The sequence below is a fragment of the Buchnera aphidicola (Pterocomma populeum) genome (assembly GCF_049314985.1).
GTDB classification, from domain to species: domain Bacteria; phylum Pseudomonadota; class Gammaproteobacteria; order Enterobacterales; family Enterobacteriaceae; genus Buchnera; species Buchnera aphidicola_BQ.
The window spans coordinates 540,289-558,645 of the sequence record NZ_CP186013.1; the positions used below are offsets into that span (position 1 = coordinate 540,289).

Annotated in this window: 15 protein-coding genes and 1 pseudogene; 12 read left to right on the forward strand and 4 right to left on the reverse strand. The window is 21.9% G+C overall.

From position 1 onward, the window contains the following. Positions 1-18: 18 nt before the first annotated feature. Positions 19-2,682 carry a ribonuclease E gene (gene rne / locus ACOI1G_RS02685; protein ID WP_422667265.1) on the reverse strand — a complete coding sequence of 888 codons (2,664 nt, stop codon included), beginning with the start codon at positions 2,680-2,682 and terminating at the stop codon, positions 19-21. A gap of 297 nt (positions 2,683-2,979) precedes the next feature. Between rne and rluC the strand changes: the two genes are divergently transcribed. From rluC to ACOI1G_RS02735, 10 genes and pseudogenes are all read left to right on the forward strand, one after another. Beyond that, complete coding sequence (gene rluC / locus ACOI1G_RS02690; RefSeq protein WP_422667266.1) at positions 2,980-3,921, forward strand: 23S rRNA pseudouridine(955/2504/2580) synthase RluC; 942 nt, start codon at positions 2,980-2,982, stop codon at positions 3,919-3,921. A 140-nt stretch (positions 3,922-4,061) separates the two neighbouring features. Beyond that, entirely contained in the window at positions 4,062-4,226 is a 165-nt protein-coding gene (gene rpmF, locus ACOI1G_RS02695) for a 50S ribosomal protein L32 (RefSeq protein ID WP_422667267.1), read from the forward strand. Positions 4,227-4,291: 65 nt separating this feature from the next. After that, positions 4,292-5,224, forward strand: a complete 933-nt coding sequence (gene fabD / locus ACOI1G_RS02700; RefSeq protein WP_422667268.1) for an ACP S-malonyltransferase — start codon at positions 4,292-4,294, stop codon at positions 5,222-5,224. Between the two features lie 21 nt (positions 5,225-5,245). Then, positions 5,246-5,965, forward strand: a pseudogene (gene fabG / locus ACOI1G_RS02705) (3-oxoacyl-[acyl-carrier-protein] reductase); the annotation flags it as partial. 70 nt (positions 5,966-6,035) lie between these two features. After that, positions 6,036-6,293, forward strand: coding sequence for an acyl carrier protein (gene acpP, locus ACOI1G_RS02710; protein WP_422667269.1), 258 nt, complete (start codon positions 6,036-6,038; stop codon positions 6,291-6,293). Positions 6,294-6,350: 57 nt separating this feature from the next. Beyond that, positions 6,351-6,986: a dTMP kinase gene (gene tmk / locus ACOI1G_RS02715; RefSeq protein WP_422667604.1), complete on the forward strand. Its 636-nt coding sequence runs from the start codon at positions 6,351-6,353 to the stop codon at positions 6,984-6,986. Then, positions 6,983-7,951 (forward strand): DNA polymerase III subunit delta' C-terminal domain-containing protein, encoded by a 969-nt coding sequence (locus ACOI1G_RS02720; RefSeq protein ID WP_422667270.1) that lies wholly within the window; start codon positions 6,983-6,985, stop codon positions 7,949-7,951. The genes tmk and ACOI1G_RS02720 overlap by 4 nt, the downstream gene beginning before the upstream one ends. Positions 7,952-7,990: 39 nt before the next feature. Beyond that, positions 7,991-8,764 (forward strand): TatD family hydrolase, encoded by a 774-nt coding sequence (locus ACOI1G_RS02725; RefSeq protein WP_422667271.1) that lies wholly within the window; start codon positions 7,991-7,993, stop codon positions 8,762-8,764. 74 nt (positions 8,765-8,838) lie between these two features. Continuing rightward, entirely contained in the window at positions 8,839-10,272 is a 1,434-nt protein-coding gene (gene ptsG / locus ACOI1G_RS02730; RefSeq protein ID WP_422667272.1) for a PTS glucose transporter subunit IIBC, read from the forward strand. A gap of 60 nt (positions 10,273-10,332) precedes the next feature. Further along, entirely contained in the window at positions 10,333-10,677 is a 345-nt protein-coding gene (locus ACOI1G_RS02735) for an HIT domain-containing protein (protein ID WP_422667273.1), read from the forward strand. 290 nt (positions 10,678-10,967) lie between these two features. Here the strand turns inward: ACOI1G_RS02735 and ACOI1G_RS02740 are convergent, their stop codons facing one another. The 3 genes from ACOI1G_RS02740 to pncB form a co-directional block, all read right to left on the reverse strand. Beyond that, positions 10,968-12,110 (reverse strand): porin, encoded by a 1,143-nt coding sequence (locus tag ACOI1G_RS02740; RefSeq protein WP_422667274.1) that lies wholly within the window; start codon positions 12,108-12,110, stop codon positions 10,968-10,970. Positions 12,111-12,216: 106 nt separating this feature from the next. After that, complete coding sequence (asnS, locus tag ACOI1G_RS02745) at positions 12,217-13,602, reverse strand: asparagine--tRNA ligase (RefSeq protein ID WP_422667275.1); 1,386 nt, start codon at positions 13,600-13,602, stop codon at positions 12,217-12,219. Between the two features lie 156 nt (positions 13,603-13,758). Further along, on the reverse strand, positions 13,759-14,955 hold the full coding sequence (gene pncB, locus ACOI1G_RS02750; protein ID WP_422667276.1) for a nicotinate phosphoribosyltransferase: 1,197 nt from the start codon (positions 14,953-14,955) through the stop codon (positions 13,759-13,761). Positions 14,956-15,129: 174 nt separating this feature from the next. Here pncB and pyrD point away from each other — a divergent pair, with 174 nt between their 5' ends. Both pyrD and rlmKL read left to right on the forward strand, forming a co-directional pair. Further along, entirely contained in the window at positions 15,130-16,140 is a 1,011-nt protein-coding gene (gene pyrD / locus ACOI1G_RS02755; RefSeq protein ID WP_422667277.1) for a quinone-dependent dihydroorotate dehydrogenase, read from the forward strand. Positions 16,141-16,233: 93 nt separating this feature from the next. Further along, positions 16,234-18,336 carry a bifunctional 23S rRNA (guanine(2069)-N(7))-methyltransferase RlmK/23S rRNA (guanine(2445)-N(2))-methyltransferase RlmL gene (gene rlmKL / locus ACOI1G_RS02760; RefSeq protein WP_422667278.1) on the forward strand — a complete coding sequence of 701 codons (2,103 nt, stop codon included), beginning with the start codon at positions 16,234-16,236 and terminating at the stop codon, positions 18,334-18,336. Positions 18,337-18,357: the final 21 nt, after the last annotated feature.

Consider the following 18,357-nt stretch of genomic DNA (forward strand, 5'->3'; position numbering starts at 1 on the left):
TTTTAAAAATAAAAAATATTAATTTTTTTTAGGTTTAAAAACAGGTGCAGTAGAATGATTTTTTGCAAAATAAACACTGGAAAAATATTTTATTTCACGATAATGTTTTTTTATTAATAAAGCAGAATTAGTCATTTTTTTATTTCTATTATATAGAAATTTTGTAGAAATTTTTGTGATAGGTGCACTAGCTTGTTGTTTTTGATTCTTTTTATAAAAAGACTTTTTTAAAGTAGAAAAAATACTATTATTTTTAATGTTATGTAAAGGTTTTTCATTAATATGAAGTTTGATAGTAGTGTATTTTTTATAATAATTTTGTAATATCTTTACATTATTTTGAGAGTTTTTTAATAAAGAATAATCATTATTAATATTATATTTTTTATATAAAATATTTAAAGATGTACTGTAAGTAATAAAAAATATATTTTTTTTACATTTATTGTTAATATTAATTTTTTTTTGATGTTCTCTAATATAATCCTTCATTATTTCATTAAATTTCCATAATTGATAAAAAATAAAAAATAAATTTAATGAAAACTTTAATAAAGATATTTCTTTTTTAGTATATATTAAGGGAAAAATAATATTATTATTTTTATTTTTTAGTAAATTGATATTTAAAAAATGATTTTTTTTAATAATTTTATAATTAAAAATTAAAAATAAACTATTTTTTTTATTATTAAAGTAATATTTTTCTATAATATTTTTATAATCATAAAAAATATTTTTTTTAATTATTTTCTGTTGATTATTTTTATTATTTAATAAAATTCTATATTTATATTTTTTTACTTTTTTAATTATATTGTTATGAATATTTTGATTTTTATATAATCTTTTAGGAATATCTAAATTTTTATTAGAAATATTTTTAGATATTATTATGTTTTTTTTACTAATTTCTTTCTTATTAAAAAATATCTTTTTTATTAAAAAAATATGTTTCAGAAAAAATATTATTTTATTAGTACAATTTTTATAAATTGAGAACAAAAATAATATTATTTTATTAAAATATTTAATTTTTATTCTAAAAAAGAAATTATTTTCTTTTATATAATTATTATTTAAACTAAAATTTTTTAATACTGGTATATCTGTATTTTTTTTATTCAATACATCTTTTTTAATCAAATCTGAAGTATCATAATTATTCCAATAAGAACGATGATAACTCATAGTGCGAATTGTTTTACTTTTTTTAATTCTAAATATAGAATAATGAGGAGTTTTCATATTTTTATTAGGAATAATAATGGTTTTTCCGCCAGATTGACGTTTTTCCATTTCATATACTTCATTTCTTTTTTCATTCAATAAATAACAAGCAATTTCTATAGGAACAATAGCATGTACTTCATGTGTATTATCTTTTAAAAATTCTTCTTCAATTAATCTTAAAATAGATAAAGACAAAGATTCATTATCTCTAATAATACCGGTTCCTTTACATCGAGGACAAATATGATGACTAGATTCATTTAAAGATGAACTTAATCGTTGTCGAGACATTTCTAATAAACCAAATCGAGAAATATTTCCGATTTGAATACGAGCTCGATCTCCTCGAACAATCTCACGTAATCTATTTTCGATAGCTTTCTGATGACTAATAGGGGTCATATCTATAAAATCAATAACAATTAAACCACCTAAATCTCGTAATCTTAACTGGCGAGAAATTTCATCTACTGCTTCAAGATTAGTATTAAATGCAGTCGATTCAATATCTATTCCTTGTGTAGACCTAGATGAATTAATATCAATTGCTGTTAATGCTTCTGTAGTATCAACAATAATAGATCCGCCTGAAGGTAATCTTACTTTTCTTTGATAAGCAGAATGGATTTGTGATTCAATTTGATAATAACTAAAAAGAGGAATTGAACCAGTATATAATTTAATTTTATTAATAAAATCTAAACGACCTAAAGATAAAATATGTTTATGAGCAATATCTAATAACTGAGGATTATCTATTAAAATTTCACCAATATCTTGACATAAATAATCTCTAAAAGCACGAAAAATAATATTACTTTCTTGATATATTAAAAAAGGTGCTGATTGACTTTTTGCGGCTAATTGAATAGAATTCCATTGTTTTAATCTAAATGATAAATCTAATTGTAATGCATCTGCAGACTTTCCAATTCCTGCAGTACGTATAATAACCCCCATATTATCTGGTAATTTTAAAGAAAGTAATATTTCTTTTAATAATATTCTATCATTTCCTTCAATTCTTCTAGAAATACCACCTGATTTAGGATTATTGGGCATTAGTACAAGGTAACTTCCAGCTAAGCTAATGAATGTAGTTAAAGCTGCGCCTTTATTACCTCTTTCTTCTTTATCTATTTGTACAATAATTTCTTGACCTTCTTTTAAAATTTTTCTAATATTTGTACCTAAGTTCAATAATTTTTCTATAGAAAAATAATTTCTAGAAATTTCTTTAATTGGTAAAAAACCATGTTTTTCTGTTCCATAATCAACAAAAACTGCTTCTAAACTAGGTTCAATGCGAGCAATTTTACCTTTATAAATATTAGATTTTTTTTGTTCAGATCCAGAATGTTCTATATCTAAATCATATAAACGTTGACCATCCACTAAAGCTACGCGCAACTCTTCTTGCTGAGTTGCATTAATTAACATTCTTTTCATTATAACATTTTCTCTCTTATTTTTATAAATAAGTGAATACAGTAATAAAATATAGACTGGTAAATATTATAAATTTATTTAAAATATGTATAAAAATAAGTGTTTTTTAAAAACATTACTACATAAAATATATAATATTATTTATATATAAAATAAAAAAATAATAGCTTAAATAAAGTATAAAAAATAAAATAAAAAATATATTTAATATAATATAATTATTCATATATTTATATTTATAATTATATTATAATTAGTAAAAATTAAAAAAATTAATTCAAAATAGAGATTTTTTTAATGAAAAAAGCAACTAAAAATATATCTATTATATATATTACTGAAAATATGATAAATCAACGAATAGATAATTTTTTAATAAAACAATATAAAAATATACCTAAAAGTATGATTTATCGAATTATAAGAACTGGAAAAATTCGTGTTAATCATAAAAAAATAAAACCATATTATAAACTTCAAATAAATGATCAATTAAATATTCCAAAAATATATAATATTCAACCCAAAAAAAAACTTGTTTCTTTTGATCATGTTTCCTATTTAAAAAATACAATTATATATGAAGATCAGTATTTATTAATAATTAATAAACCTTCAGGTATAGCAGTACATGGTGGTAGTGGTATTAGCTTTGGAATTATAGAATATTTTCGAAATATTCGTCCATTACATAATTTTTTAGAATTAGTACATCGAATTGATCGTGATACATCTGGAATTGTCATATTAGCTAAAAAAAGAATATCTTTATGTGAACTACATCGTCAGTTAAGAGAAAAAAAAATAAAAAAAGAATATATAGGATTAGTACATGGATTATGGCCTTCAAATATAAAAAATATTAAAGAACCTTTACTGAAAATTAAATACCAAAATCAACTAAAAAAAGTTGTTGTTCATGAAAGTGGAAAAATTTCAGAAACATATTTTAAGATAGAAAAAAAATATTTATCATCAACATTATTAAATATTAAACCAACTACAGGTCGAACACATCAAATTCGTGTACATACTTTACATGCAGGATATCCGATAGTCTTCGATAATCGATATGGTAAAAAAAAATTAGATTTAAATCTTTATAATACAACAAAAATCAATCGATTATTACTTCATGCATATAAAATATGTTTTATACATCCACATAATGGTAAAAAAATGAATATTATTGCACCATTGGATATTAAGTTTAAAAATTATTTAAACACTCTTGTTTAATACTATATAAATTTTATGTAATTTAAAAATTATATGAATATTCATATAATATAATATCAAGTTAATATTAATAAAAATAATAATATTATTACTACTTATTATGTATTATTTTTTTAAAATACAATATAGAGAGATAAATTATGGCGGTTCAAAAAAATAAACCAACACGTTCTAAAAGAGGAAAAAGAAGATCTCATGATACTGTATTGATACCTTCTTTATCAATAGATAAATTTTCAGGAGAAACTCATATTCGTCATCATGTTACCTCTAATGGTTATTACAAAGGAAAAAAAGTAATTTAAAAAATGACATTTAATATTATTAAAATTTTGATTTTAAAAGATAATTTATTTATAAGGAGATTATCATGCCTACTTTTGCAATGTTATTTCCAGGACAAGGATCTCAATATATAGGTATGCTATCTTCTTTTTTTTATAGTGATAATATTTTTCAAAATACTTTTGATGAAGCATCACATATTATTGGTATTAATTTATTAAATTTAATTAAAAAAAATTCTCCAAAAGAAATTAATAAAAATCAATATATACAGGTTATAATATTAACAGCATCAGTAGCGATATATCGGTACTGGAAAAAAAAATGTGGAAAAATGCCAGAATTAATGTCAGGTCATAGTTTAGGAGAATATTCTGCACTAGTATGTGCAAATTCAATAAAATTTTCAGATGCAGTAAAAATTGTTTTTTTACGAGGTTTATTAATGCAAAAAATAACAATTAATAGACCATCTTCTATGTATTCAATTCATGGATTAGATGAAAAAATTATTGAAAAAATATGCTCTATATCTTCATATGATAAAATAGTTTCACTATCATGTATTAATTCTAATGATCAAATTATTATTTCTGGTGATCAAAAAGCTGTTGAAATAGCTTGTGTATATTGCAAAAAAAAAGGTGCAAAATCTATATTTAAACTTAATATTAATATTCCTGCACATTGTGAATTAATGAAACCTATATGCACAAGATTTACAAAAATATTAAAAAATATTCCTATATATAAACCAATGATACCTGTTATTAATAATGTTGATATGAAATCAGAAACTATAGATATAAATATTAAAAACGCGTTAATTAAACAACTATATAGTCCTGTTAGATGGAAATCAATTATAGATTTAATTTTATCCAAAAATATTTTTTTTATGTTAGAAATTGGACCTAATAAAATATTAACTAATTTAAATAAAAAAAATAAAAAGATTACTGCATTACATACAGATACTTTAAATGATTTTATCATTTCATTTCAACAAATTAATTAGGAAAAAAATGGATATTAAAAAAAAACTGCATTAGTTACTGGTGCAAGTCGAGGTATAGGAAAAGCTATTGCAAAAAAATTCGTAGAAGAAAACATTCAAGTTATAGGAACATCTACAACTCAATATGGAGTAAAAAAAATTAATGATTATTTAAAAAATAATGGATTTGGTATTATTTTAAATTTGAAAGATACTCATTCTATTATTCAAGAAATCAACAATATTTATCAAAAAAATTATTTTATTGATATATTAGTAAATAATGCGGGAATAAAAAAAGATAATTTATTAATAAAAATGACTTATCAAGAATGGGAAGATGTAATTCAAACTAATTTTTCTTCAATATTCTATTTATGTAAATCTATTGTAAATTCTATGATTAAAAAAAAAAGGGGAAGAATCATTACTATTAATTCAATTATTGGTTATACGGGAAATAAAGGACAAACAAACTATAGTGCATCTAAATCAGGACTTATAGGATTTCATAAGTCATTAGCTTTAGAATTAGCATCAAAAAACATTACTGTTAATATGATTGCACCTGGTCTTATTTACACAGATATGACAAAATCATTAAATGAAACACAATATAAATATTATTTATCTACTATTCCCATGAAAAGAATGGGTACTGTAGACGAAATAGCAGATGCTGTAATATTTTTATCTTCTCAAAAAGCTTCATATATAACTGGACATACATTGCATATAAATGGTGGTATGTATATGATATAAATAATATAAAAATTAAAATAAAATATTTAATTAAAATTAATAAAAATATTTATCTACAATTGGAACACATATGAATAATATTGAAAAAAAAATAAAAAATATAATCTCTGAAAAATTACATATTCAACTAGAAAAAATTCATAATGATTCTTCTTTTCAACAAGATATGAATATAGATTCATTAGATAAAGTAGAATTTATTATGGCTTTAGAAGAAGAATTTAATATTGAAATTACAGATGAAGAAGCGGAAAAAATTAATACTGTGCAAAAATCTATTGATTATATTAAAAAAAATATTAATGATAAAGACAATGTATCTTATTAGTAAAATATTATTTATATATAATTATAATATTTCAATTATATGAGTTCTTCAAAAGTAATGATAAAAAATAAATTTATTGTAATTGAAGGAATAGATGGTTCTGGAAAAACAAATGCTTGCATTTTTATTAAAAAAATACTTAATAAGAAAAATATTAAAAAAATTCTTTTAGTGCGTCAACCAGGAAGTACACATATTGCAGAATCAATACGGAATTTAATAAAAAAAAAATTTTATAATGAAAATATGGTCAAAGAAACAGAATTATTATTAATGTATGCAGCAAGAGTTCAATTAATTGAAAAAGTTATAAAACCTGCATTAAAAAAAGGTATTTGGGTAATTTCTGATCGTCATGATTTATCCTCATTAGCTTATCAAGGTGGAGGATTGAATGTTAATAAAAAATTTATTAATACTCTTAGAAAATTTTTATTAGGTGCATTTATACCTGATTTAACTATTTATTTAGATGTTTATCCAAAAATTGGATTAAAACGTATATATAAAAGAAAAGTTTTAGATGTAATAGAAACTCGATCTTTAGATTTTTTTACGAGAGTTAGAAAAAGTTATTTAAAAAATATTAAATTACATAATAATATTATTATTAATGCTAATAAAAACATCAATACCGTTCATGAAAATATAAAACATCAACTTTTAAAATGGCTTAAAAATCAAATAATATGATATTGTACCCTTGGTTAACAAAAATTTATAATATAATTATTCATCAACATCAAAAAAAAAAATCACATCATGCTATTTTAATCAATACAACAACAGGAATGGGAATATTTCAATTAATTTGGAATATTAGTATATGGTTATTATGTTTAAATCGAAAAGGAATAAAGAGTTGTTATTCATGTACTGGATGTCAACTAATGTTATCTATGAACCATCCAGATTGGCATTTAATTAAAAAAAAAGATAGTGAAATATATGATATAAACTCGATTCATAATATAAATTATAAAATTTATCAACATTCCCAACAAGGTGGAGCGAAAATTATTGTTATATTAGACATCCAAAAATTAACAGAATCTGCTACTAATGCACTTTTAAAAACATTAGAAGAACCACCTGAAAACACATGGTTTTTGTTTGTTAACTATAATTTTTCATATTTACATAGAACTTTAAGTAGCCGATGTATTATATATCATCTTATTACCCCAAAAGAAAAAAATAGTTTATTGTGGTTATATAAAGAAATAGGAAAGAAAAATATATCTTATCTTACTGCTTTAAGACTAAATTATGGATCTCCAATATCTACAAAAAAATTCATTAATGGAGATATTTGGATAGAAAGAATAAATTTTTTAAAAAATCTTTATTCTTCTTTTAAAAATAAAAATTTACTCAATATGCTTAAAATATTAAATAATAATCATGTAATTATTAAAATTAATTGGATATGTTTATTATTATTTGATGCTATAAAATTTAAATTAAATGAAAAAAATTCAATCAGTAATTTAGATCAAATGCCATTAATTCAAATGTTTTCTGATCATTATTCGAATACTATATTAGATAATATTATTCTCAATTGGATTAAATGTAAATATAGATTAATAACCATACCTGGTATTAATAATGAATTGTTATTATTAGAACAATTATTAATATGGGAAAGAATATAAATTTTTAATATATAAACAATTCATAAAAGAGATAAAATTATGCTATTAATTGATTCTCATTGTCATATTGACCAATTAAATTATGATTTATTACATAAAAATATAGATGATGTTTTAAATAAAGCATATAAAAATCATATCAAAAAATTTTTAACTGTTTCAACATCTATTAAAAATTTTTATATAATACAAAATATGTTTAAAAATTATAAATCAATATTGTATTCTTGCGGCATTCATCCTTTAAATTGTCATCAAAAAAAAAATCATATAAATCAACTATTAAGATTATCTAATACAAATAAAGTCATTGCATTAGGTGAAACTGGTCTTGATTATCATTTAACACAAGAAAATAAAAAAATTCAACAAGATTGTTTTTATAAACATATTAAAATAGCTATTAATTTAAATAAACCAATAATTGTACACTCTCGTAATGCTATAAAAGATACACTTTTAATTTTAAAAGAACATAGTCATTATAGATGCCGTGGTGTATTACATTCTTTTACAGAAGACTATAGTATAGCATCTCAACTATTAGATCTTGGATTTTATATTTCTTTTTCTGGGATTAGTACTTTTAAAAATTCTATTATATTAAGAGAAACTATAAAAAAAATTCCATTAGATCGCATATTAATAGAAACTGATTCACCATATTTAGCACCTGTTCCATATCGAGGACAAGAAAATCAACCAGCATATTTACTAGAAATAGCAAAAAATATTTCCATATTAAAAAAAATAAATATAGAATCCGTAGCATATAATACAACAAAAAATTTCTATACACTATTCAACATATAGTCATGTATATCATGAAAGATTATTTAAAATACAATTGTATTTTTATACTATATATATTTGGAGTTTTTTAAAATATGTTTCAAAATACATTTGCATACCTTCAAAAAATTGGAAAATCATTAATGTTACCTGTTTCTGTATTACCTATTGCAGGTATTTTATTAGGAATTGGTTCGGCACATTTTAAATTTATACCAGAAATTATTTCTCAAATTATGGCACAAACGGGTGGTTCTGTTTTTAATAATATGCCTTTAATTTTTGCTATTGGTGTAGCACTAGGATTTACTAAAAATGATGGTGTTGCAGCATTAGCTGCAGTTATCGCTTATAGTATTTTAATTAAAACACTATCTGTTATAGAACCAATATTTTTACATCAAACTGTTGAAGAAATAAAAAATAATCATTTATCCGATACTGGTATATTAGGAGGTATTATTTCAGGTGCCATAGCAGCATATATGTTTAATACATTTTATCGTATTCAATTACCTGAATATTTAGGATTTTTTGCAGGAAAACGATTTGTACCTATTATTTCTGGTCTTTCTGCAATAATTGTAGGATCAATACTATCTTTTATTTGGCCACCAATTGGTCACAATATTCAAATTTTTTCTCAATGGGCAGCATATCAAAATCCAATGTTAGCTTTTGGAATTTATGGTTTAATAGAAAGAATGTTAGTACCATTCGGATTACATCATATATGGAATGTACCATTTCAAATGCAAATTGGAGAATACACAAATTCTATAGGACAAATTTTTCATGGAGATATTGCGCGATATATGGCAGGTGATGCTACAGCAGGAAATTTATCAGGAGGATTTATTTTTAAAATGTATGGACTTCCAGGAGCAGCCATTGCTATTTGGAGAACAGCAAAAAAAGAAAATAAAATAAAAATAAGAAGTCTAATGATATCTGCAGCATTAACTGCCTTTTTAACTGGAATTACGGAACCTATTGAATTTTCTTTTATACTTGTTGCTCCTATATTGTACATTATTCATTCAATTTTAGCAGGATTATCTTTTCCTTTATGTATAATGTTAAATATGCGAGCAGGTACTAGTTTTTCACATGGTTTTATAGATTTTATCGTATTAAGTGGAAATAGTAATAAAATCTTTTTATTTCCTATAGTTGGATTATGTTATAGCTTATTATACTATATAATATTTTATTTTTTTATTATACAATTTAACTTAAAAACACCAGGTCGGGATATTCAGAAAAATAATGTCATTACTAAAAATAATAAAGAAATAGCTCCATATATAGTTTCTGCATTAGGTGGAAAAGAAAATATTCAAAACTTAGATGCATGTATTACTCGTTTAAGAATTACTGTTGTAGATATATCCAAAATTAATCAACATGATTTAAAAAATCTTGGTGCAGCAGGAATAGTCATTTCTGGATTAGGAATACAGATAGTATTTGGAACAAAATCTGAAAATATTAAAACGTCTATCGACGAATATATACATAAAATATAGATAATATATTCTATTAAAAAAGATTTATAATAAATTTTTTATCAAATAACGGATTCTGTCATGAAAAATTATATTATTTTTAAAAAAATTATTAATAAAACCATTCCAGCAGATATTGTATACCAAGATAAAATTGTGACAGCTTTTAAAGATATAAACCCACAAGCTCCTATACATATACTAATAATACCTAATATATTTATCATATCTATCAATGAAATTAATGAAAATAATAGTTATATAATAGAACATATGTTTCGTATTTCTCTTAAAATTGCTAAAAAAGAAAACATTAGTCAAGATGGATACAGAATTGTTATTAATTGTAATAAAAATGGAGGACAAGAAATCAACTATTTACATATGCATCTATTAGGTGGTAAAAAACTTGGAAAGATATGTTAATATATTTTTTTCAATAGATTAGATCATACATATTAATATAAAATATTTATAAAATAAATTTAATATTAAGAGTATATACTAGAATATAAAAACATTTTTATTATAACAAATCAGTATATTCAATATTAATTTTTTATATAATATTAATTATTAAGAGCAGCACTTTTTACATATTTTCATACCATTGATACATTTTAAATATTTTTATATATTTATAAAAAATTAATTTTTTTTTAATAGAGTAAAAAGTGCTAACTCTTAATTTTAATTATTATTTATATAATAAAAAATTAAAATCGATATAATATTCCAGCTCCAAAAATATCATCTGTATTTATATTATTATTTTTAATAAAATCATTCTTTTTTAATAAATTAATTTTATAATTAACATATGTAGAAATATTGTGATTAAAATCATAGCGAGTAGAAATATCAATTTGTTTTGCTAATTTAATTGCATTTCCACCAGATATATAATCTATTAAATTAAAATTATCTCCTGAAGAATCTAAGTAACTGATAGAAGGATAAAATTTAGAATTAAAATTATATTCTGCGATCATTTCAATATTTTTTATAGAATCTATATATTGATGTGAACTATTATTTTTTATATTTTTATATGGTGTTAAATGATATGATAATCCATAAAAAGCTCCTAAGTATATATTATGTATATTATATCCCAAACCCAATCCATATGATTTTATAGACATTTTTTTTAATTGTTTATTAGATTGTAAAAAATGTTTATTAGATCTCAAAAAATTTTTATTAGATGAAAAAAAAGATCCAACTGCAGTAAATCCTAACTTATTTTTATATTTAAAAGATGCTCCCCATCCTGAACCATTATTTTGTTCTATATTTCTATCATAATTTTTTTCTTGATATTGTAATGTCATATTAAGATTTTTACATAAACCAAAAATATTACTATTACGGTAAGTTAAAAGACCATTATTTATATTCATCATATAATAATCATCATATTCAAAAATAGTATTTTTAATAATATATGGAATACGATTTGTTAAAGATTTAGCATCATGCATAACACCATAATTACGACCATAATCTATTGAACCCCAAAAATCATGTTTTAAACCAATATATCCCATTCTTAAAGCATTAGTATTTTTTTTATCTATTATATTTTTCGGAAAAAATAAATAAGCATTGTATTCTATATTCATATAGCTAGATAATTGATTATTTATTCGTCCTTCTGCATATAGTCCTAAGGATGCAATATTATTTTTGTATGTAGATAAAGACGGTGAAAAAAAGTCAGATATTGAATAATGAGAATCAAAATTACCATATATATTTAATTTATTACCATTTTTATATAATATATGTGCTGAATATGAAGTATTAATAGAAAATAATACTAGTATTAAAAATTTAAAAAAATAACGATATAGCATAATTTTATACTACCTTATTAGTCGGTATAATATAAATTAATATCAAAATGTAATATATTCACAATTTTATTTTTTACAATAAATAATTTGATATTTTATTTTTTATTTAAAAATTAGCATTACGTACAGTTCTAGGAAATGGTATTACATCTCTTATATTAGATATTCCAGTAAAATAAGAAATTAATCTTTCAAAACCCATTCCAAAACCTGAATGCGGAACAGTACCATAACGGCGTAAATCACGATACCACCAATAATCTTTTTTATCTAATCCTAACTCTAATAAACGATTATCTAATATAGATATACGTTCTTCTCTTTGAGACCCTCCTATTAATTCTCCAACACCAGGAACTAATATATCCATTGCAGAAACAGTTTTTTTATCATCATTTAATCTCATATAAAACGCTTTTAATTCTTTCGGATAATTTATTATAATTACTGGAATTTTAAAATATTTTTCAACAAGGTAACGTTCATGTTCAGAAGAAAGATCAACACCTGAAAAAATGGGGTTTTTAAATTTGATTTTTGAATTTAACAAAATATTTACAGCATCTTGATATTCAATTTTTATAAAATTTACTAACAATAATTTTTTAAGACGATCTAATATTGTAGAATCAATATTATTTTTTAAAAAATTAATATCTGTCATAGACTTTTGTAACAAACTATTACAAATATATTTTAACATTTCTTCAGCAAAATTTGCTATATCATGTAAATTCATAAAAGCAGATTCTACTTCTAACATCCAAAATTCTGCTAAATGACGACTAGTATTAGAATTTTCTGCTCGAAAAGTTGGTCCAAAAGTATATACTTTAGAAAGAGAACAAGCATATGCTTCTAATGTCAATTGTCCTGATACAGTTAAAAACGATTCTTTACCAAAAAAATCTTTTTTAAAATCAATAGAATCGTAATTATTAAAATTTAATGTTGAAACACGAAACATTTCTCCTGTACCTTCTGTATTTAGTCCAGTAATAATAGGTGTTGGAACCCAAAAATAATCTTTTTTATATAAAAATTGATGTATACTTTGTAGTATTATATTTCTTATACGAGATACTACACCAATTATATTAGTTCTAGGTCTTAAATGTGCAAATTCTCTTAGATATTCTATACTATGTTTTTTTGCAGACATCGGATAACTAGATGGATTTTTAATCCAACCTAATACGACTATATTATCAGCTTGAATTTCATATTTTTGTTGTTTTCCTAATGATAATATTACTGTACCTGTTACTTTAATAGAACAACCGATAGTTAAAAATAATATTTCTTTATCATAATTAGATATTTCATTACTCACAATAATTTGTACACCATGTAAACATGAACCATCATAAATAGTAAGAAAAGAAAAACCAGCTTTAGAATCTCTTCGACTTTTAATCCATCCATAAATAGTAATAACACTATTAATTTTGATATTATCTTTATAAATATCCAATACCGATACTATTTTCATTATTTATCACTTTAACCTTGTAATATATATATTATGATAAAAATAAATTTTATTCATTTAAATTTCACCCAAAATATATAAAAATATTTTCTGTATATTTAATTTATTTAATTATTACTAAATATAAAGATATATCATAGAAAAGTATAAATTGATTTATTTTTTACATTTTAATCCAAATTCTGCAGATAAAGATTGAATAAATTTATTATCCGAACAAAACGTTTTTCCAGGACTATCAGATATTTTAGCAACAGGTTTTCCATTACATTGTACTAATTTAATTACAATATTTAACGGTTTAACAGCAGGAATATCACAAGTTAAAGTTGTACCAATTCCAAATATCATATTGATTCTATTATTAAATTTTTGATAAATAGAAATAATCGTATTAAAATTTAGATTATCTGAAAATAATAATGTTTTAGTGAAAGGATTAATACCTAAATTTTTGTAGTGTTGAATAGCTTTTTCACCCCAAGCAATTGGATCACCTGAATCATGTCTTATACCTTGATAAACAGTAGAAAAATAAAGATTAAAATCACGTAAAAAAGCATCCATAGAAATACAATCAGTAAGTGCAATACCTAAATGATTCTGATATTGATATAACCACATGTGCAAAGCTAAAGTTTGACTATCTATTAAATTAACACTTATTTGTTGATGAGCTTGAAACCATTCATGTGCTTGAGTACCTACAGGTGGCAAATTTAATATACGAGCAATATGATAATTACTTGATCCTATAAAAAAGGGAAAATTTTCTTTTAATCTTTTTACAATAGAGTAATGAACATCATAAGAAAATCTTCTTCGAGTACCAAAATCAACAATCTTTAAATTAGATAAATTTAATAGTTTAGTGTGACGATAAAATTGATTTAACTTCATATCTAAATGTTGAACTGCAATTTTTGGAGTAATTTTAGGAGATGAATTGTTATGAAAAACTTCACTAATTAATGCTAAAATAGGAACTTCCCATAAAATTACTTCTTTCCATAAACCACTAATGCGAATATGTAACCGATTATAATAATTATTAATTTTTACTTGTGTAATATCATAACGAAATTTTTTTAACCAATGTAAATATTCATCTTTAAAAAAAGAAAAAGATTTTAAATAAATATATTCTTCTGTAGTAAGACATAAAGATGTCATCATTGTAATCTGATCTAGTAAAATATTTGAATAACAACCTAATATATTTTGTCCTCTACATATAAATTCCGCTACTACTGTTGTATTCTTATAATGATAAAAAACAGCTTGTTGCATATGAATTTTATAAGCATCAGTATCAAGTAATGTTTTTACTATTGGATAATCATATTGTTTCATATTATTTTTAATTTTTATTATTCTCTTTTTTTTGGAATATAAAAAACGATATATTATATTTTTGCAGTATAAAAAGATAAAAATAATTTTACTAGTATATTTATATAATAATATTTTTATCTGATAATTATCTATAATCATAAAAAAATATACTTTACAGATCAAGGAATTATAATGATTTATTATTTAATTCGTAAAATTTTATTTCTTATTGAACCAGAAATTGCACATATATTGATATTAAAATTTTTCTCTTTAAAATATATACAAAATATTATTTATTTTTTTCTAAAACCATTACCACAAAAAAAAATAAAATGTATGGGATTAGTTTTTGATAATGTTTTAGGCACTGCGGCAGGAATAGATAAAAATGGAGAATATATTGATATTATGTCCAAATTAGGATTTGGTTTTCTTGAGTTAGGTACAGTGACACCGTTACCGCAATATGGAAATCCTAAACCTAGATTATTTAGACTTGTTTCAGAAGAAGCAATTATAAATAAAATGGGATTTAATAATTTAGGAATAGATAATTTAATTAAAAATATAAAAAAATCTAAATTTAAAGGAATTATAGGTGTTAATATTGGAAAAAATAAAAATACAAGTATTGAAAATTCTATTAATGATTATTTAATATGCATAGAAAAAATATACTGTTATGCTAGTTATATTACTATTAACATTTCTTCCCCAAATACTGTAAATTTAAGAAATTTACAATATGGAATAATATTTGATCAATTGTTAAAAAAAGTAAAAAAAACACAAAAAATAATGCATAAAAAATATTTAAAATATGTTCCTATAGCTATTAAAATATCACCTGATTTATCTATAAAAGAATTAATTAGAATTTCAAAAAAATTAATCGAGCATAATATTGATGCAGTCATTGCAACCAATACAACAATAGATTATTCCGTAATACCTGATATTAAAAAAAATTTAAAAAAAGGTGGTATAAGTGGACTTCCTCTTCAAAGAAAAAGTACTAATATTATTTTTATTTTATCAAAAATATTAAAAAATAGAATACCTATTATCGGTGTAGGTGGGATTAATTCTCTATATTCTGCACAAGAAAAAATTAAAGCAGGCGCTACTTTAATACAAGTATATTCAGGATTAATTTTTCACGGTCCTAGTATAATTAGAAAAATTATTAAAAAAATATAATAATATATATTTAAATAATTTTGAATAAATATAATTTATTTTAATCTTTTATGCTATTTACTTTTAAAAATAACTATATTGTAAAAAATAAACATGAACTATTTATTTGCTAGTACTCATTTTGGATGTGAAGATTTATTAGAAAAAGAACTTTTATCTTTAGGTGCAACAAATTTAGAATTGATTAAGGGAGGTATATATTATACTGCTGATGAATATACATTATATAATATTTTAATGTGGACCAGAATTGCATCACGTGTTTTTTTATGTATAAAAAAATTTACCATTACAAATTCTAATGATTTATATTTTAATACATATCAAATTCATTGGGATACAATATTTGATTCTAAAAAAACATTTATGATTAATTTTAAAGGCACAAATAATATTATTCGGAATAGTTTATTTGGAGTATTTACTATTAAAGATGCTATTATAGATTATTTTTATAAAAAACAATCTTTACGTCCTATTGTTAATAGAATTTCTCCTGATATTCGTATAAAAGCAGTATTATTTAATAATATTATTTATTTAATGTTAAATTTAAGCGGAGAATCTTTGCATAAAAGAGGATATTCAAAAGTATCTAAAAATATTACTCCTATTAAAAAAAATCTTGGAATTTCTATTGTATTACGATCTAAATGGAATAAAAATACTCCATTAATTGATCCTATGTGTGGTTCAGGAACACTTCTAATTGAAGCAGCGATGCTATGCTCTAATAGAGCGCCAGGATTAAGAAGAAAAAAATGGGGATTTGAAAATTGGAAACAATATAATCAAGAGACATGGGTAAAAATAAAAAAAATAGCATTAGAAAAATTTAAAATAGGTATAAAAAAATGTAACCAAGATTTTTTAGGATATGATTATGATATTAATTCTATTAAAGAAGCAAAAATATGTGCACTGAATGCAGGAGTTTCGCAAATAGTTAAGTTTTTTAATATTAATATTAATAATTTTAAAAATGTTTTTAATCAAACAAAAATAGGCACTATATTAAGTAATCCACCGTATGGTGAAAGACAACAAACTGAAAGTCAATTAGTTGCATTATATATACATATAGGATATATAACAAAAAAATATTTTACAAACTGGAATTTATCAATTTTTAGTGCTTCAACTTATCTTCTTAATTTTATACAAATGAAATGTTATCAAGAATATATTTATAAAAATGGACCATTAGACTGTTTTCAGAGAAACTATAATATTTTTGATGATATAACTAATAAAACTGAAAATGAATATACAAATCGATTAAAAAAAAATATAAAAAGATTAAAAAAATGGTCAATATTAGAAGGCATAGAATGCTTTCGAGTGTATGATGCTGATTTGCCTAACTATAATATAATAGTGGATATTTATAAAAATTGGATTGTTGTTCAAGAATATGAAGCACCTAAAGAAATTAATACTCATAATGCATATAAAAGATTATGTAAAGCTATTTATGAAACTAGAAAAATATTATCTATTCCTATTAATAATATAGTTTTAAAAATAAGAAAAAAACAAAAAAACGGTAGACAATATCAAAAATTACACAATAAAAATACATTTTTTATAGTAAAAGAATACAATACAAAATTTTTAGTCAATTTAATTGATTATTTAGATACTGGTTTATTTTCAGATAAACGACTAATCAGAAAAATAATTAGTGAAATGTCTTATGGAAAAAGTTTTTTAAATTTATTTTGTTATACCAGTACGGCAAGTGTTGTTGCAGGATTAGGAGGCGCTATTAGTACAACTAATATAGATATATCTAAAACATATTTACAATGGTCTATAAAAAATATGTCAATTAATAATCTCATGAATAAAAATCATCATTTTATTCAATCAGATTGTTTAGATTGGTTAAAAAAAAATAATAAAATGTTTGATCTTATTTTTGTTAATCCACCTACTTTTTCTCATTCTAAAAAAACAAATAAAAAATTTGAATTAAAAAAAGATTATTTTACATTAATAATAAATTTAAAAAGAATTTTAAAAAAAAATGGAACTATTATTTTTTCTAGTTCGACACATAATTTTGATATGAATTTAAAAGATTTAAATCAAATAAAATTATATGCAAAAAATATTACTGCACAAACAAAATCAAAAGATTCTTTTAATAGTAAAAATATATATCATTCTTGGTTAATCACACATATACAATAAACATAAGGATAGAAAAAATTT

What these genes read in the sequence shown, in the direction of transcription:
- rne (WP_422667265.1), bottom strand. Translation starts at nt 2,682, where the DNA reads ATGAAAAGAATGTTAATTAATGCAACTCAGCAAGAAGAGTTGCGCGTA.
- rluC (WP_422667266.1), top strand. Translation starts at nt 2,980, where the DNA reads ATGAAAAAAGCAACTAAAAATATATCTATTATATATATTACTGAAAAT.
- rpmF (WP_422667267.1), top strand. Translation starts at nt 4,062, where the DNA reads ATGGCGGTTCAAAAAAATAAACCAACACGTTCTAAAAGAGGAAAAAGA.
- fabD (WP_422667268.1), top strand. Translation starts at nt 4,292, where the DNA reads ATGCCTACTTTTGCAATGTTATTTCCAGGACAAGGATCTCAATATATA.
- acpP (WP_422667269.1), top strand. Translation starts at nt 6,036, where the DNA reads ATGAATAATATTGAAAAAAAAATAAAAAATATAATCTCTGAAAAATTA.
- tmk (WP_422667604.1), top strand. Translation starts at nt 6,351, where the DNA reads ATGATAAAAAATAAATTTATTGTAATTGAAGGAATAGATGGTTCTGGA.
- ACOI1G_RS02720 (WP_422667270.1), top strand. Translation starts at nt 6,983, where the DNA reads ATGATATTGTACCCTTGGTTAACAAAAATTTATAATATAATTATTCAT.
- ACOI1G_RS02725 (WP_422667271.1), top strand. Translation starts at nt 7,991, where the DNA reads ATGCTATTAATTGATTCTCATTGTCATATTGACCAATTAAATTATGAT.
- ptsG (WP_422667272.1), top strand. Translation starts at nt 8,839, where the DNA reads ATGTTTCAAAATACATTTGCATACCTTCAAAAAATTGGAAAATCATTA.
- ACOI1G_RS02735 (WP_422667273.1), top strand. Translation starts at nt 10,333, where the DNA reads ATGAAAAATTATATTATTTTTAAAAAAATTATTAATAAAACCATTCCA.
- ACOI1G_RS02740 (WP_422667274.1), bottom strand. Translation starts at nt 12,110, where the DNA reads ATGCTATATCGTTATTTTTTTAAATTTTTAATACTAGTATTATTTTCT.
- asnS (WP_422667275.1), bottom strand. Translation starts at nt 13,602, where the DNA reads ATGAAAATAGTATCGGTATTGGATATTTATAAAGATAATATCAAAATT.
- pncB (WP_422667276.1), bottom strand. Translation starts at nt 14,955, where the DNA reads ATGAAACAATATGATTATCCAATAGTAAAAACATTACTTGATACTGAT.
- pyrD (WP_422667277.1), top strand. Translation starts at nt 15,130, where the DNA reads ATGATTTATTATTTAATTCGTAAAATTTTATTTCTTATTGAACCAGAA.
- rlmKL (WP_422667278.1), top strand. Translation starts at nt 16,234, where the DNA reads ATGAACTATTTATTTGCTAGTACTCATTTTGGATGTGAAGATTTATTA.